General features: G+C 44.0%; 16 protein-coding genes. 6 read left to right on the top strand and 10 right to left on the bottom strand.

Features of this window, described 5'->3' with window-relative positions; all coding sequences use genetic code 11:
- Positions 1-133: 133 nt before the first annotated feature.
- The 4 genes from BIZ39_RS12380 to BIZ39_RS12365 all read right to left on the bottom strand — a co-directional run bounded on the left by BIZ39_RS12380 (position 134) and on the right by BIZ39_RS12365 (position 3,920).
- On the bottom strand, positions 134-544 hold the full coding sequence (locus BIZ39_RS12380; protein ID WP_049588728.1) for an ExbD/TolR family protein: 411 nt from the start codon (positions 542-544) through the stop codon (positions 134-136).
- 142 nt (positions 545-686) lie between these two features.
- Entirely contained in the window at positions 687-1,475 is a 789-nt protein-coding gene (locus tag BIZ39_RS12375) for a CLCA_X family protein (protein WP_014950745.1), read from the bottom strand.
- A gap of 25 nt (positions 1,476-1,500) precedes the next feature.
- Complete coding sequence (fldB, locus tag BIZ39_RS12370) at positions 1,501-2,037, bottom strand: flavodoxin FldB (RefSeq protein WP_014950744.1); 537 nt, start codon at positions 2,035-2,037, stop codon at positions 1,501-1,503.
- Positions 2,038-2,054: 17 nt separating this feature from the next.
- Positions 2,055-3,920, bottom strand: coding sequence for an isoleucyl-tRNA synthetase (locus BIZ39_RS12365; protein ID WP_049588729.1), 1,866 nt, complete (start codon positions 3,918-3,920; stop codon positions 2,055-2,057).
- Between the two features lie 271 nt (positions 3,921-4,191).
- On the opposite strand from BIZ39_RS12365, the gene BIZ39_RS12360 reads away from it, so the two are divergent.
- Positions 4,192-5,313 (top strand): hypothetical protein, encoded by a 1,122-nt coding sequence (locus BIZ39_RS12360; protein ID WP_049588730.1) that lies wholly within the window; start codon positions 4,192-4,194, stop codon positions 5,311-5,313.
- 101 nt (positions 5,314-5,414) lie between these two features.
- Here BIZ39_RS12360 and msrA read toward each other — a convergent pair whose 3' ends face one another.
- Positions 5,415-5,960, bottom strand: coding sequence for a peptide-methionine (S)-S-oxide reductase MsrA (msrA, locus tag BIZ39_RS12355; RefSeq protein WP_014950741.1), 546 nt, complete (start codon positions 5,958-5,960; stop codon positions 5,415-5,417).
- A gap of 224 nt (positions 5,961-6,184) precedes the next feature.
- On the opposite strand from msrA, the gene BIZ39_RS12350 reads away from it, so the two are divergent.
- From BIZ39_RS12350 to BIZ39_RS12340, 3 genes are all read left to right on the top strand, one after another.
- Positions 6,185-6,580, top strand: a complete 396-nt coding sequence (locus BIZ39_RS12350; protein WP_014977428.1) for a thiol-disulfide oxidoreductase DCC family protein — start codon at positions 6,185-6,187, stop codon at positions 6,578-6,580.
- Entirely contained in the window at positions 6,570-7,295 is a 726-nt protein-coding gene (locus BIZ39_RS12345; protein WP_187447113.1) for an SDR family NAD(P)-dependent oxidoreductase, read from the top strand. The genes BIZ39_RS12350 and BIZ39_RS12345 overlap by 11 nt, the downstream gene beginning before the upstream one ends.
- A 311-nt stretch (positions 7,296-7,606) precedes the next feature.
- Positions 7,607-9,028 carry a sodium-dependent transporter gene (locus tag BIZ39_RS12340; RefSeq protein ID WP_187447112.1) on the top strand — a complete coding sequence of 474 codons (1,422 nt, stop codon included), beginning with the start codon at positions 7,607-7,609 and terminating at the stop codon, positions 9,026-9,028.
- A 113-nt stretch (positions 9,029-9,141) separates the two neighbouring features.
- Here BIZ39_RS12340 and BIZ39_RS12335 read toward each other — a convergent pair whose 3' ends face one another.
- A complete protein-coding gene (locus BIZ39_RS12335) occupies positions 9,142-9,954 on the bottom strand; it encodes an NAD-dependent epimerase/dehydratase family protein (RefSeq protein WP_014977425.1) in 813 nt (270 codons plus the stop codon).
- Positions 9,955-10,121: 167 nt separating this feature from the next.
- Positions 10,122-10,952 carry a DUF2884 family protein gene (locus BIZ39_RS12330; protein WP_049588733.1) on the bottom strand — a complete coding sequence of 277 codons (831 nt, stop codon included), beginning with the start codon at positions 10,950-10,952 and terminating at the stop codon, positions 10,122-10,124.
- A 346-nt stretch (positions 10,953-11,298) separates the two neighbouring features.
- On the opposite strand from BIZ39_RS12330, the gene BIZ39_RS12325 reads away from it, so the two are divergent.
- Positions 11,299-11,490, top strand: a complete 192-nt coding sequence (locus tag BIZ39_RS12325; protein WP_014950735.1) for a hypothetical protein — start codon at positions 11,299-11,301, stop codon at positions 11,488-11,490.
- A gap of 75 nt (positions 11,491-11,565) precedes the next feature.
- Here the strand turns inward: BIZ39_RS12325 and BIZ39_RS12320 are convergent, their stop codons facing one another.
- The 3 genes from BIZ39_RS12320 to BIZ39_RS12310 are packed head-to-tail and all read right to left on the bottom strand — an operon-like array spanning position 11,566 to position 14,711.
- Positions 11,566-12,903 (bottom strand): mechanosensitive ion channel family protein, encoded by a 1,338-nt coding sequence (locus BIZ39_RS12320; protein ID WP_187447111.1) that lies wholly within the window; start codon positions 12,901-12,903, stop codon positions 11,566-11,568.
- Positions 12,904-12,906: 3 nt separating this feature from the next.
- Complete coding sequence (locus BIZ39_RS12315; protein WP_014950733.1) at positions 12,907-13,800, bottom strand: acyltransferase; 894 nt, start codon at positions 13,798-13,800, stop codon at positions 12,907-12,909.
- Positions 13,797-14,711 carry an acyltransferase gene (locus BIZ39_RS12310; protein WP_039231212.1) on the bottom strand — a complete coding sequence of 305 codons (915 nt, stop codon included), beginning with the start codon at positions 14,709-14,711 and terminating at the stop codon, positions 13,797-13,799. The genes BIZ39_RS12315 and BIZ39_RS12310 overlap by 4 nt, the downstream gene beginning before the upstream one ends.
- Positions 14,712-14,824: 113 nt before the next feature.
- Here BIZ39_RS12310 and fghA point away from each other — a divergent pair, with 113 nt between their 5' ends.
- Positions 14,825-15,667 (top strand): S-formylglutathione hydrolase, encoded by an 843-nt coding sequence (fghA, locus tag BIZ39_RS12305; protein WP_187447110.1) that lies wholly within the window; start codon positions 14,825-14,827, stop codon positions 15,665-15,667.
- Positions 15,668-15,803 lie beyond the last annotated feature (136 nt).

Here is a 15,803-nt window from a genome sequence, read left to right as displayed (position 1 = left end):
TTCCAGACACACCGAATGGTACGATCTGAACAAAATTCATGCGATAGCACAAGAGATACTTTGGTATAAGGTCTTATACGAAAAAAGCCACCCGAAGGTGGCTTTCTTTATTTTGCGTGGTCAGAAAGGCGTTTTAGCTGCTCTTTTTAACCAAAACAGATACTTTATCAATACCTGCAATTTTAACTTGGTTCATAACTTCTACCACAGTACCGTGCTCACTGTCTTCGTGAGCCTGGATAGCAGCTGAATCCGTGTTGTTTTCCGCTAGGTATGTTTGCGCGTTTGCAACCACACGACGAATATCAACTTCGCGGCCGCCCATCATAATTGTGCCATCAGCATCAATACGGATAGAAAGCGCTTTTGAAGGCTTATCGTTTTTCGCTTGATTATCTTCAGGACGGTTTACGTCCAAACCTTTCTCTTTCACGAACGAGGTCGTTACGATGAAGAAAATCAACATGATGAACACGATGTCCAACATGGGGGTCATATCAATCTGAGCCTCGTCTTCAGCCGAGGTATGCTTCTTTCTTTTCATCTCGTCTTCTTTCTTCTGTTACGTTCGAGCGCTTTAGTATACTGCTTGTTACAAAAATATACAGGGTTTTGTACAAAAACAGCGTGCTCATTAACACTTGTTGTTGAAAAAATACTCAGTTTCACAGTAATAAAACAACAAACTAGGTTTGTTTATGTGAAATAGCGACACCTAATTGGTAAAAATACAACATCAATGCCTGATTGAGTGATGTACGCAAGTTACCATGAGGATAAATGCCAAGTCTAGCTTCCGTTGATTTTTTTGTCCCCTGCACCAAAAATGCGTTTTTGATCTCGTGATCTTGAATACAGGCTTCAAATGCGCGGGCAGCCATCTCCTGAGGCATAGCATAATAATACATTTTTAACGCGCGATCAGCTTCTACGGATCGCACAAAGTACTCATTTGGTCTTTTTTGATCATTTAGGAACAATAGCGAGAAACAATCGCTCAATTTTTGATTCAACGGATGAGGATTCATCGGGGCATTGTCGAGCCAGGCCTGTGTAGCAAAGCTGCCGGCGGCAATACCGTCGAACATGCGCGGCGCAATATAATGATCGAAAGCGTGAAACCATTCGTGGGCTAGCGCTCCGGCTCCTGCATTTTTTGCTAGCGCAAGCTGTCTTTTCGCACTGTTGTAGTGGGCACTGCTGTGTTTTTGACCGCCACTGCCAAAAGCCAGTGACAGGGATCCGTTTAACGATAACACCTGTTCATTGATATTTAAGATCGCGACCAGATCGTAAAGCGCATCGAAAAAGAGGTTGGCAGCGATCTGTTGTTCTTCTGCTGTTACCCATCTACCCACAGTGATCGTAGCGAAATTAAACAGTTTGCGAATATCTTGAAATGAAACATCAGCGCCGTCCCTGTGGCTTGGGCCGTTGCGATAAAACTGCTGATGAATACGGCCTTTACTTTCCAACACTGACATCCGAAATTTATAGGCGTTAAGCCATCGAGACCAATAACTGTTCGCACCATGCTTCGATGCGCGCGTCTGTTTTGTCGTATTGGTTTTCATCGTCAAGAGACAGGCCAACAAACTGAGTTTTGTCTTCGGTTAACGCTTTTGAGGCGGTAAATTCGTAGCCTTCGTTTGGCCAATAACCCACGATCTTACAGCCTGATGGCAATATTGCATCGTGAAGCATGCCTAATGCATCTTGAAACCATTCACCGTAACCAAGTTGGTCGCCAAGTCCGAATAAGGCGATGGTTTTCCCTGATAAATCCAAACCGTGCACTTCTTCCCAATGAGACTCCCAATCTTCCTGGAGCTCGCCAAAGTCCCACGTTGAAATACCAAAAATGATAATGTCGTATTCGGCCGTGCGCGTTAGGTTAACGTCTTTAATGTTGTGAAGGTCAACAATATCTTCGTCGAAAAGGCTATTGAGCTGCGCTTGGATTTTTTCTGCTGCCATTTCGGTATAGCAGGTTGTTGAGCCGTAAAATAATCCGATGGACAGTGCGCTATCACTCATTAGATACCTCTTTTGAACTAATCGTCTTTAGAAGCTGGGAATTCTACCTCTTTACCGTTGCTCAACAAAGCTTTGCACTGAACATCGGTGTTTTTCTGTGAAATTTTTAATACACCAATGGCGCAACCGTTGAATAATTCGCCATAGCCCAAACTTGGCTCTCTCGCTTTTACTGACATATTTCGACGTCTTGTGAAAAGGTTTAGAGGCGATTTAGAGCGATAAAGCACGCGGTTTAATCTATCTAGCCATTTGATCAATCCATCCGGAAAGGCGTTTTTTAATCCACTGCAGGTGAACTGGGTGATGTGAGGGCTGTTGCGCCTAAAGCGCAGGCGTACATCGTATACAAAGGAATAGTGCACATCGCCAGATAGAATGATGAAATCGGGGGGCGTTTTGTAATGCCTGAATATGTTTAATATAACGTTCGCGGTGCCTTTGTGGGCCATCCAGTTCTCAGCATCAACAGTAAGCGCCTTGCCAAAAAACGTAAACACCTTTTGAATGGCTTCGATAACCTTTACGCCATAAATGGGAGCGGCAGAGACAACGATGACAGATTCTTTGCCGATTATGGAATGTTGAAAATCACACAGTGCTTCCCAGTCCATTAGCCCCGAGGGCTTATTCATATTAGATTCACTGCGCCAACGCTGCGTGCGGGTGTCTAAAACCTCAATAGGTGGTGTGGTATCTAAACGGTAATGCCACTGATCAAAATCCAACAGCTCATCAATGATTTCATCGTGCGAGTTTAAACCGCTTTCTCCCATTGATTCTTGTACTTTAGCAATTAATGGCGCTACTTTTTTTGGTGCATTTCCCCAGCCTTGGCAAAGCAAGTAGCCGATAAGCGCATTGCCGATCATGCGTTTTGATAGAGGGTTTCCATAGACTTCTTGTTCCCAGCCCCGGGTTAAGTTCCAATCGTCGGTAACATCGTGATCGTCAAAGATCATATAGGTAGGAATGTGTGCCAGGGCCCTACGTACCTGCGGTAGCTGTTTTACAAAGCCGTTAAGCGATTCGTGTTCTTTGTCGAAAATAGCGTGGTATTTTGGGGGGATCCCATCTTTATCTATATTGATATCAGCCCAAAGCGTGTCGGACCACACCAGTAAATACATAGCGATGATCTCCGCACTGCCAATCAAATGGTTTTGCGCGTTTACTGATGTGAATACCGGTTTTTTCTTAGCACCAAAGAATATTGAAGACAGTACCGTATTGGTCGCAATTTGTGGCAGAAGCTGCTCTCGTTCGTAATACCCATGTTCATGTGTGGCAAGTTCATTAGTGTTGGTTACTACTGCCCCTTCCAGTGCTTCATGATAAAGACCTAAACGGTCAATCACGCTGTGTATGGCTTTAAGCATAGGACCTGCGACATCATCAGCGTAAATTTGATCGCCCGTCATCAACAGGAGATCGGGAAAATCATTTTGCTTTTTGAACGCATTTTTATGGAGTACATCTACTTGTGCTAGGGCATCATCACTGTGAAAGTGAGGCTTACGGCATGAGCCGTGCAATATGGTCTCGGGAGTCTCGGTGTAGTGGAAACATAAGGAAGACTGCCCATCGTAAAGAAGCCCGCGTTGTTCATTTTCCCATGAAGCCTGCTGAGCATCGTCGCTAAAAGATAGCGAGTAACCTATCCGCGCAGTATCTTCGAAGGGCTCTGACGAAGTGAAAGAGAGCAAGTGTATAAATGCGTACTTACCTACGCGTATGGTTTCGCGTTGACAATTGCCGCTGACGACGACTTCATTTGCAGATAGATTTAGCGTAGGTGAATCGGCGTTACTGGTTACTACCCAAATATGACATTCTGTAGATGTCACCTTTCTTACTATCGGACCTGCAATAACTTGGGGCAAGTGCTGCGTAGAAATGACGCTCTCCTTTAATTTTCGTCAATATTAATACACGTAAGCGTGTTAACTAAATATGCTGCACATTAATCGAAAACATGATGACAGCACGACTATTTAACGTTGCCAAATCATATATGTACTCAGCAAACCTGATGTCTATCGCATAACCTTACTCTTTTTTGTGAATAAACGGTATGCTCGATATACTCCCTTACAATTTTTTCAGTTTTACCTTTTGCTCTCGTCTTAATAAACGGAGAGAGGACTTCACACTATGCTAAAATATTTAACCAGTGCTGTGCTAACCACTTTACTGATAAGCGCCTGTAGCGAGCCGAAAGACGTTGTTATCACTCCTGAACCTCAAGACTTAACAGAAGTCACTGTGGGTAAATGGATCCTTGATGAAAAAGGCAACGTTATGTTTGATCCTCAAACCTCAGGGTTAGTGGTGCTAGACGGTCAACTTGTCACTATCGCAGATGCTAGCGCTGATACCACTCAACAGTTGAAACTTCATAGCATTTCACCAGATACCGCAACGCTGAGCGCATCGAGCGAACGCTTTTCATTTTCCAATACCGTGCGCCGAAGCTGCTTTTATAGCTATTTGAGCGAGCAACCTGATTTAGAAGCGCTAGCCGTAGACCCCAGAGACACTAACGTAATTTATACGGTTACCGAAGATGCTACCCGTACCGGCGCGTTAAGCCCTCGCTGTGAAACCAAATACGAGGAAACAGGGTCAACAGATTACCCTACCTTGTTGGTAAAATTGACACGAAAAGATAATGGCTCGGTTGAAATGTCGGATGTGCGACCTCTTCAGTTTCCCAACGATTTTGAAGTAGGTAATTTTCCTAACGACGGCATTGAAGGGTTGACGATGGCTGAAGACGGCACGTTATATCTGGCGCTAGAGAAAGATAAAGCAGGACAGCCAAGAATTTTTACATTGGCTGTTGATGAAGACTTTTTCTCGTCGAATGATTTTGCCACAGTGAGCGAGCCTAACCTTCAACTTCCTTCGTTTACTTCAGGTAATCATCCTATCAATGGACTGGCGTTATATACTCATTCAGCGGGCGCATCCTATTTGTTTGGCGCAGCAAGAAACGACAATGAACTGTGGGTAATTGATGTGAGTGGCAGTAAGCCAACAAAGCGTATCCCTATTACTTTCGACGTTGCCGGCGATCAGAGTTGCGAACAATACACAATGGATAATTCGTCGATGGAAGGACTAGTGACCATTGAAAATACCTTGTGGATCATTAACGATCCTTGGGAGAAAAACTACCTTAAAAACGCGACGTGCGAAGCTCATAAGAAGCGTTATGAAGACTTAGCGCCTTTATTGTTTCCATTAGAAATTAACAGCGTTTGGTTTGAATAATAAGAAAACGAATAGATTGAAAAACAAAAGGGTTGCTTTTAAGCAACCCTTTTTATTGTTGGCTAACGCTATTGATAGCGCGCTTAATATCGCTGTTTTATTTATGCGTCGCTGCGAAGTCGAGAAGCGAAGGTTTTTTTGAACTTCGCAAGTTTAGGCGCCACCACCATAGAGCAATATTGGTTTTGTGGATTATTTTTGAAGTAATCTTGGTGGTAGTCTTCGGCGTCGTAGTAGTTATTTACTGCTACTATTTCAGTCACTACGGGATCGGGCCAAATCTCTTCTTCTGTGATTTCTGCGATAATTTTTTCTGCTTCAGCTTTTTGTGTATCGTCGTGATAGAAAACCGCGCTGCGATACTGTGTGCCTACATCATTGCCCTGTCTGTTAAGCTGTGTAGGGTTGTGCAGCGCAAAGAAAATTTCTAGTATCTCTCGGTAGCTAATGCTGTCGGCATCAAACGTCACTTGTACCACTTCAGCATGGCCAGTATTTCCTTTGCATACCTCTTCATAGGTTGGATCGGCCTTTTCGCCTCCAGCATAGCCAGAAATTGCTTTTTCCACGCCTTCAACGCTATTAAACGCTGATTCGATACACCAAAAGCATCCGCCTGCCAACGTGGCGACTTGTAAATTTGCCATAGTAAAAACCTCTCTTAATCTTTGTCTGTAGTGTGGGTGCGGGTAGGTCACAACACAAGTCATCCAAGCGTGTTTTTTTATCGTATAAACGAATATTAAATAAGAATAATGTGCGAGCTGAGTGAAAGGTTTTAACATGTGAGGCTAGCTGCTTTCTTTCAAGCAGTTTGCAACTGGTAAGAATGCGTATAAACGTGTTCAAAATTTGGCAGAGGTATTCAGTCGTGATTATTTTCTATGACGGGTATTGTCCGTTGTGTATCGCTGAAATGCGTCATTTAAGAAAAAGAGACAAGCACAACAAATTAACATTGGTAGATATTCAGGCCCCCGATTTTTCGAACCGTTATCCAACCATGGATTGGCATGCACTCAATGCAAGAATTCACGGACTTCGTGAAGACGGGACGTTGATAACTGGCCTTGATGTCACTCATGAAGCATGGAAAGCCGTGGGCATGGGTTGGCTATATGCACCGCTTCGCTGGCCTGTTATTCGTCATGTAGCCGATGCTTTCTACAATGTATTCGCAAAGCATAGATACACCATTTCATACCTGTTAACAGGTAAAAAACGCCAGTGCGATCGCTGCATACCAGGAGAAGCCAGTGAAAAATAACGTCCTTATAGTGGGCGCGTCGGGCGGTATTGCGTCTGCGCTTATTGAGCAATATAGCAGTGAAGGTGCTAGGGTGTTCGCGGTTAGTCGCGCCCCTATATCTGACACCAATCATTCTGGGGATGTTACCTATCATCAGCTGGCCGAACAGGACGATAGGCACATAAGCGAATTTGTTGAACAGCTGGCTGAACGGCAGGTTGTGTTAACTACGGTAGTTATCACAACAGGTTTTCTACACCGCGAAAGCGATGGCATTCATCCTGAGAAACGTTTGGAAGATGTCAGCGAGCAGGCCTTAGCGGCTTATTTTTCGACTAACAGCATTATTCCCGCAATGTGGCTCAAGCATTTGGTGAATATTATGAGTAAAGAAGGCTCAACCCTTGTTTGCTTAAGCGCGAGAGTAGGGAGTATTTCAGATAATGGACTTGGCGGGTGGTACGGCTACCGCGCGTCGAAAGCAGCGCTCAACATGTTGGTTAAAACGGCGTCGGTAGAATACAAGCGCAGATTGAAAGACGTGATGCTTGTTTGTTATCACCCTGGGACGGTTGATACGGGGCTTTCTAAGCCTTTTCAAAAGAACGTTGCCGCCAAGAAACTGTTCACGCCTGAGTTTACCGCTAAACAGCTTATTCATCACCTTTCGGCGCTTAATCGAGACCAAGCTTGTCATTTTATCGACTGGAATGGCGAAGTGGTAACTTGGTGATACGGTCTAACATCATTTCAGCAAGTCCAACATCAAGACTTTTTATTTCACTGCTGTTACCATGCTATTTTTGGGAATGGTGCAGCGTATTGATAAGCCCATAGAGGTAGCAATACAACGCGTTGACGCCACACGTGAGTCATAACAACAAACGCCATCCTGATAATAAATAATACCAGTTCGCTCGGCTTGATTCTTACGAATAGTAAGTACCGACAACCAGCATAAATTGTGAGCTCACGACGTGTTTGTGCATCACAAGGCGTGATACGGCGAACTGCTATAACAATAACTCAACAAGAGGAAGGGATATGAGCGGGGCCAGAGAACAGTTCGGATCGCGCATAGGTTTTATTTTGGCTGCTGCAGGTTCTGCGGTAGGCATAGGTAATTTGGTAGGGTTTCCTGTCGGTGCAGCTAAAAATGGCGGTGGTGCATTTCTTTTAATGTACGGTATTTTCGTTTTTGCCATTTGTTTACCGGTAATGCTGGCGGAAATGTCAGTTGGTCGCCATGCTAAAAAAGACCCGCTTGGTGCATACAGTGATATAAGCGGTAATGAAAAGAAATGGAAAGTCGCGGGGTGGCTAGCTATTGCTACGCCGTTCATGATTGCCGTTTTCTACATGGTTATTACTGTGTGGCTTTTCGGCTATTTGTTCGAAGCAGTAAGCGGAAATCTAGACAAGTTAGCTAACCCAGAAACCTTTGGGCTGTTTATTAATTCAGAAGCCATCTTTTTATATATGGCGGCCGTTGTTGGTGTGGTCTACCTCATCCTTCAAGGCGGTGTAAAAGAAGGGATAGAAAAAGCGGCAAAGCTGCTCATGCCTGCGCTTTTCGTGATGCTTATCGGTCTCGTTATCTTCGTATTAACCCGCGAAAATGCGATGGCTGGCGTTGAGTTCTACATCGTTCCTGAGTTTTCAAAAATCACTGCTGAAGTGGTGAATGGTGCGCTATCGCAGGCCTTTTTCTCTCTATCGTTGGGTATGGGTATTCTTATTACCTATGGTAGCTACATTGATAAGCGTGCAGATGTACCGAGCGCTGCCAAGCTGGTGGCGTTAACAGACACGGCCGTGGCGTTCACTGCGGGTTTGATGATCCTTCCTGCCATCTTCTCTTTTAACCCAGACATTAACCCTGATGATTTAAGTGAATCGTCAGTGGGTATGATTTTTACTTATCTACCTAGTATCTTTCTAGCGTTACAAGATTCGATTGGATATATGGGCGCATCGATTGTCGCTAGCTTGTTCTTCTTATTAGTGTTCTTTGCGGCAATTACGTCGCTAGTGTCTATTTTTGAAGTACCTGTTGCGGCGCTTATGGATGAAAAAGGTGTAAGCCGTAAATGGGCGCTTGGGTCGCTAGGAAGCATTATGATTTTGCTAGCCATCCTAAGTGCGTTGTCATTCGGTAAAGTTGATATGCTTACGTCGTTTATGCACTACGCTGGCGCAGATAAATCACTATTTGATGTCATTTACGATGTGTTCTACGACACGATTTTGCCTTTAAACGGCTTGCTAATTTGTTTGTTTGTTATTTATCGTTGGAAGAGTGCAAACTTCAATGCTTCTTTGGAAGAGGGCAGCAGTGGTTACAAAGGCAGCTGGTTTGAAAAGTACGTGGATATTTCGCTTAAAACCTTTATTCCGCTTATTTTACTCGTGATTTTTGTAAACACGGTAGCGGTAAAATACTTCGGGTTGAGCCTATTCGGATAGTCAGGTTTTATAAGAAATGACGTGAGCTAGCAGTGAGCTCAACTTAAAAACGGCAAGCCTAAAGCTTGCCGTTTTTGTTTGTGTCAGAGTATGTATTTTCACTAAGTGAAAGCCTAAAACATGCGATAGGGGTCGCTATACTCTGGTGTAATATTTAGCCTTGCCCAGCTTTGTGCGGCGTCAATCACTTTGCCAGCAGGTTCCGCTTCAGTATCAGAAAAGCGAGGAGCATCAATATCCATCGCCTTCGCTGCATCCACGTAATAAATACCGCGCTTAGGATGAGACAAGCTGCAAAGGTGAATAACATCGTTAAGCGGCTTGCCACAAATGATGGTCGTCAGCGCAGATACAATGTCGTACACATGTACAAGGTTTATTCGCTTATTTCCTGCATCTAACTGTTTTCCACTTAACGAGCGGGCGGGGTGACGGTCTGGGCCTACTAAACCGGCTAGGCGAACAATACTGATATCAACCTGACCTCGTTTAGACAATAAATAGTCTTCAATAGTCACGTGGGCTTTGGCCGAGGCTGTTTGCGGCTGTGTAGTGCTGACTTCGGACACTACCTCATTTGTTGCATCGCCGTAAACCGACGTGGTGCTGATAAACACGATATGCGCCACCTTTACGCTGATGGCTGCGTCTATCAACTGCAGCATATTGTTGGTGTATGACGAGAGATCTGTGTTTCTCCTGCCAGGGGGAATATTTAGCAACAAGGTAGCGTTTGGCAAGTGGTTACAAAGCGCTGATGTATCTTCGCCCAGGGCATATTCAATTGCGGTGATACCTTGGTCTTTTAACGCGAGACGTTTCTGTTGGCTTCGAGTGGTGCCAACAATATTGACCTTGCCTGAAAGTGCGTTGCCCACATAGCTGGCTAACCAGCCGTAGCCACTAATTACTACATTTTGAGTCATCGATTAAATACCCCTTTGTTTAGGGCTTAAGAGTACATTAATTGGAGGGCGGTTGTCGTTAACTGTAAAAATGAAAAACCGACTGGGTTACAGTCGGTTTTTCAAAGGTGAGTGGTTAGAGTTGCAAGTCGTTTCGCTTTGCGCGTTTAGTTCGCTAAATGTTCCAACTACATTTTCATTTCGTCGTTGTGGTCATGGTGGTTGTCTTGATCAATATCTAGCAGGTTCAAGTCATCTAGCCCCGATATGGATGCCTGCATCTTGCCTTCGGCATAATCCGCTTTCTTCAGTACCTTACACAATGCATCGCCTTTTTCTTCCAGCGCAGCCGCTTGGCTTTCTAAGCGATATTCTAAATCTTCACCCCAGCGCTCCATCTTTTGCTCAAACTCAGACATATCACCGCCTTCCCACAACATTTGTGTTCCTACGGCAATAAGTATTCTACCCATAGACTCACTGATTAAAGACTCAATTTGCGCTTCGAATTCTTGCTCCCAGCTTTCGTCAAACCAACCTGGCTCATCGAATTTAGTTGAATCAACGCGAATATTCCCTGCGTCATCATAGAATGAAGTGTTTAGTTTGGTTTCAAGTGAGTCGAACAGTTCACGAAAATCGTCACCCATTTGATCGCCGCCTAACAGTTCAGTAAAGACTTCAGTTACTGCCACGTTGGCAATTTGCAGCCCTTCACTGGCGATATTCAAGGTCATAGGGATGGCGATATCAATGTTGTTGTAATATTCACTTACCCAGCGCTGTTGTTCGCTGTCAAGCGATACTGGTTCGCCGTTAATGGTCATATTGTGATGGGAGTCAATCGTCATCACTGAGCCATTGTCCATCTGTACCGTTAGATCACCTTGGTAATATTGAATATGACCATCAAGCTCCATGTCACAACTGTTGTTTTGAAAGCTGCTGTCATGCGCCAATGCGTGGCCGCTCATTAAAGTACTGGTAAGGGCAACTGAAAGTAATAGTTTCTTAGACATTGTTCATTCCTTAATTTACGTGTGACGCGTTAACGAAAGTGCTCGAAGCAAACTGCAATGCGTTGTAGTGTCACTGTCAAATAGACGCTAACGATACTCGCTGTTATACCTAAGGTAGAGCAATGGCCTTGCCAATATTTAAAGTCTATATCTTTCAAATGGTTAGTGATATTTGATGATTTCTTTATGCTCTGCTAAATACACTATTTAGTGAGATTACCAACTAATTAGTAGTTTTGACTAAGATCAATTAATACCGATAGCGGTACATTTAAGCCAATCCAAGCATGGTTAAATCTTATTTATTGGTGCATAATACCGCCAATATTTTTAAGGGGTTATCACAATGGCTGATTGGATTAATGCAATTATGTTTGGTGTTGCGCTAATTGCCTTTACGCTAGGGCTAAGCAGCATCGTTATGGGCTTTATGACTGCTAAAGCAGGTGCTGAAGGTATGCAGGAAAAAATCGAGTACGGTTTTTTTGGCGTTACTGGTTTAGTACTTTGCTTACTGATGGCCTACGCATTGGCTTAAGCGATAAGCATTAAAAAAACCGGCTATCTCAGCCGGTTTTTTTTCGTCTTGAACAAGTCTTTATTCATCACTGCCTTATCGATTAGTTTCGCTCTTCTCCTGAGCATCCTCAGGCGCATTGTCGCTTTCGGGACTATTTCTATAAGCGCTTTGTTCGCGATGGGCAAGCAGCGACAAATGTCCATCACGTTGATAAGCGCGTAAATCGAACAAATCCAGCATAGCCATAACGTGGTCGAAAATATCCGCCTGTACTTTTTCGTACCTCACCCATTCCTTTTGTGCACTGAAGCAGTAAATTTCTAAAGGTAAACCAAGCTCATTAGGCGGTAGCTGCCTAACCATTAGGGTCAGTTCTTGGTTTATATCCGGGTGCTTGCGCAAGTATGCCTCTAAATAAGCTCTAAAAGTGCCGATGTTGGTAAGGCGACGGCTGTTTAGCAGATCCGACTCATCAATGGAGTAATCTCGGTGATAAGCGCGGAGCTCATTTTTCTTCTTATCGATATATTCGTTGATATAGCGAATTTTCGAAAAGCGCTCTAGCATATCGTTGTCACAGAGCTTAATAGAGTGCACATCAATATAAATGGCGCGCTTAATTCTGCGTCCGCCAGACTCTTGCATACCGCGCCAGTTCTTAACTGCTTCTGTAGTAAGGCTGTAAGTCGGCAGCGTAGAAATGGTTTTATCCCAGTTTTGTACTTTGACGTTGGTAAGACCTATCTCGAGTATCTCACCATCTACTTCATACTTAGGCATGGCAATCCAGTCGCCCGTATTAAACATGCGGTTAGCGGCTATTTGAATGCCGGCAACAAAGCCCAGAATGGTGTCTCTGAATATCAATAGTAAAACAGCGGCAATGGCGGTTAAGCCAGACACAATAAGTAGCGGGCTTCTGTCTACAATTAATGAAATACTTAATAGTATGGTGACAATAGCAAATGCCAATTTGGTAACTTGAATAAAGCCAGTGATAGGTGCGCGTTTAGCAAGCGCTGAGGCGTTATAAACGTCTTCCACTGTGCTCAACATGGCATATAAGGCAAGAAGGCCGCTATATAGCATGTATAGCTGAGCGCTCTTTATCACCATACCGTGCATCACGGCTTCATCGCTAATAAGTACCGGTGTGGTTAAGTAAATAAACAGGGCAGGAAACAGGTGCATTAAGCGACGGAAAAATCCGTGCTGCTGCAAGGCGTTGTCCCAGAGGTTATTGGATTTGTATACCCAACTGGCTATCTGGGGGCGCACCAATAGCCTTGCGATAATATAGATTACCGCCGACACCACTAAAATACTACTTAGTGCGATGACGTTATACAGCGGATCTTCAGTAGTAAGATTCGGGAAAATATCATTAACTATGTAAATAAAGTTATCGCGTACTGAAGCACTGACTTCCATTAATTACGACTCCAACATTTTCTTTATACGGTTGTCTTTATTTTCCCATAGACCGTTCAACCAGTTTTGGAAATAAAGACGAAACTCAGACTCAGTGCGTTCTGAATGCTGTTGTAATTCAGGTACCGGCGTAACGTTCACATCGATCACGATTTTTGTCATCTGACCGCTAAGCATTGCCATCATAGGATGACGCTTATTTTCCGGGTAAAGCAGCGAGATATCTAACACGTTGGTAAATAATTCGCCCATAGCTGAGAGCGTAAAGGAAACGCCGCCGGCTTTGGGGGGCAGGAGGTTTTCATAGGGACTTTGCTTTGACAGATGCTTCAATGAAGTAAATCGAGTCCCCTCTACGAAGTTAATGACCGTGGTGGGCACCGTTCTAAACTTCTCACAATACGCTTTGGTGGTTTCGAGATCCTTTCCTTTTTTCTCTGGGTGCTTTTCCAAATACGCACGGGTGTATCTGTGCATAAACGGCATATCAAGTGCCCAGGCACCCAGTCCGACAAATGGCAGCCAAATAAGCTCTTTCTTAAGGAAAAATTTGGGTGCAGGAATGCGGTTCGTTGCGAATTCAATGAGCAGAATAATGTCGAGGTAGCTTAAATGATTGGCAATAATCAGATACCAACGGTCTTTTGACAGTTCGCCGTGTACCGAACACTCAATATCGACGCGGTTGAACAAGCGTATCATGAGAACGCTGACCCGTCCGAAGCTAAACATTAGCCCGTGCATCACTTTATTCCATGCTGTTCTTATCTTTCCGTTGGGCATAATAAGTTTTACCAAGCCCAGTAAGATAATTAAGCCTCCCCACAACGCAAGATTGAGGATTTGTAGTGAAGTATGTAATACGAAAATAAAAGGAGCGAGTACTGCGCGAATCATAATGGTTTCTGTGTTGCGTTTAGTGAATCTAAAAGTTGATCTTTGGCATGCCAGCGTTCATTCAACCACGTCTGAAAACGGGCTCGAACTTGCGGATCATCAAAATAATTGTCGCTGAAAATGCCGTTTTCCATAATGTCTTTGATGGGCATTACGTTGATATTCACTCGAATATCACGAACCTTACCACTAACGAAGTCCCAGAAAGACGGTACGCCGTTCGGATAATCAATTGTGACATCAATAAGCTTATGCAAATGATCGCCCATCGCAGACAAAACGAATGCTATGCCGCCTGCTTTAGGCTTAAGTAAATGAGTGAAAGGCGAGGCCTGCTTGTCGTGCTTGGCTTGCGTAAAGCGCGTGCCTTCAACAAAATTCATAATACTTACAGGCTTATTTCTAAATTTCTCACACGCTTGGCGCGTGGTTTCCATATCCTTTCCTTTCAAATGCGGGTTTTTAGCCAAAAATGATTTGGAATACCGGCGCATAAATGGAAAATCGAGTGCCCACCAAGCCAGACCTAAAATGGGAACATAGATAAGCTCTTTTTTGAGGAAAAATTTCAAAAATGGGATTCTTCGGTTAAATACACGTTGAAGAACTAAGATATCGACCCAAGATTGATGGTTAGCAACAACGAGATACCAATCATCTCGAGTGAGTTTTTCTAGTCCGTTTATTTGCCATTTGGTGCGTCCGCTGATGCGCTGATTCAGGTTATTAACGCCGATCCACGCAGTCGCGCATGCGTCGAGTAAATAAGAAATGAATCGTCGCCACGGCGCAATAGGTATAAGTTTAAAAATAGCCAATATAAAAATAGGCGTTGACCACACTACCGTATTGACGAAATAGCAGATGACCGAAATAGTGCCAACAATATGATGCAACAGTGCTTTTACCATTGTACTTACCTCAAAAATTAGGCGCTTAGTGTAAACGAACTTGATCTAAAATCCGATAGAGCCTTTACTGATTCCACAATAAAGGTGCAAATTTACGTATTTAAGGAGCTGAAATGGAGCTTATTGGCGAAAATAGAGCATTCGGGGGACGGCATTTACGCTATACCCATAAAGCTGAAACAACACAATGCGATATGACCTTCGCAATTTTTCTTCCCCCTTTCGCCTCGAAAGAAAAGCCAGTGCCCGTGCTTTACTGGCTGTCAGGGCTAACATGTACCGACCAGAACTTTATGCAAAAAGCCGGTGCAATGAAGCTAGCGGCGGAGCTAGGTATGGCTATTGTAGCGCCCGATACATCCCCCCGTGGCGAGAACGTTCCAGACGACGAAGAAGGATCTTATGACTTTGGCCTTGGGGCAGGCTTCTACGTTGACGCTACGCAGGCGCCGTGGGATAAGCATTACAAAATGTATAGCTATATTGTGAACGAGCTACCTGCGCTTATTGAAAGCGAGTTCCCTGTAAGCAAAGAGCGCGCTATTAGCGGTCACTCTATGGGCGGACACGGTGCTTTAGTTATTGGCATGCGTAATCCTAATAAGTTTGTATCGGTATCGGCCTTTAGCCCTATCTCAAACCCTTCAGATTGTCCGTGGGGCGAGAAAGCCTTAGGTCGATACTTAGGCGATGACAAGGCAGCATGGCAGGATTACGACGCCTCGTTGCTATTAGCAAGCAAAACACACAGCGTACCTATGCTAGTAGAGCAAGGGACAAAAGATGAGTTCTTGCACGAGCAGCTGAAACCTCAGTCACTTGTTCATGCTGCGCAACAGTCAGATACGCAACTTACGCTTAACATGCATGAAGGTTACGATCATAGTTACTTCTTTATTGCATCATTTATTGAAGAACACCTGGAGTTCCATGCAGGACACATGGGGCTAATTTAAGCGTAAAATACAAGCTGTAAAAAAGCCGGATCGTACTCCTAATGCCGATCAGTTAAGAAAATTTTCATGATCGGTTGACCGATCTTTTTAAGGCTTCAAAATCCGATATCAGTCTCTGGTATCGGATTTTTTAATG

It is taken from the genome of Alteromonas sp. BZK5 (assembly GCF_014349115.1).
GTDB lineage: Bacteria > Pseudomonadota > Gammaproteobacteria > Enterobacterales > Alteromonadaceae > Alteromonas > Alteromonas macleodii.
This window is presented reverse-complemented; position numbering and strand designations above follow the sequence as displayed.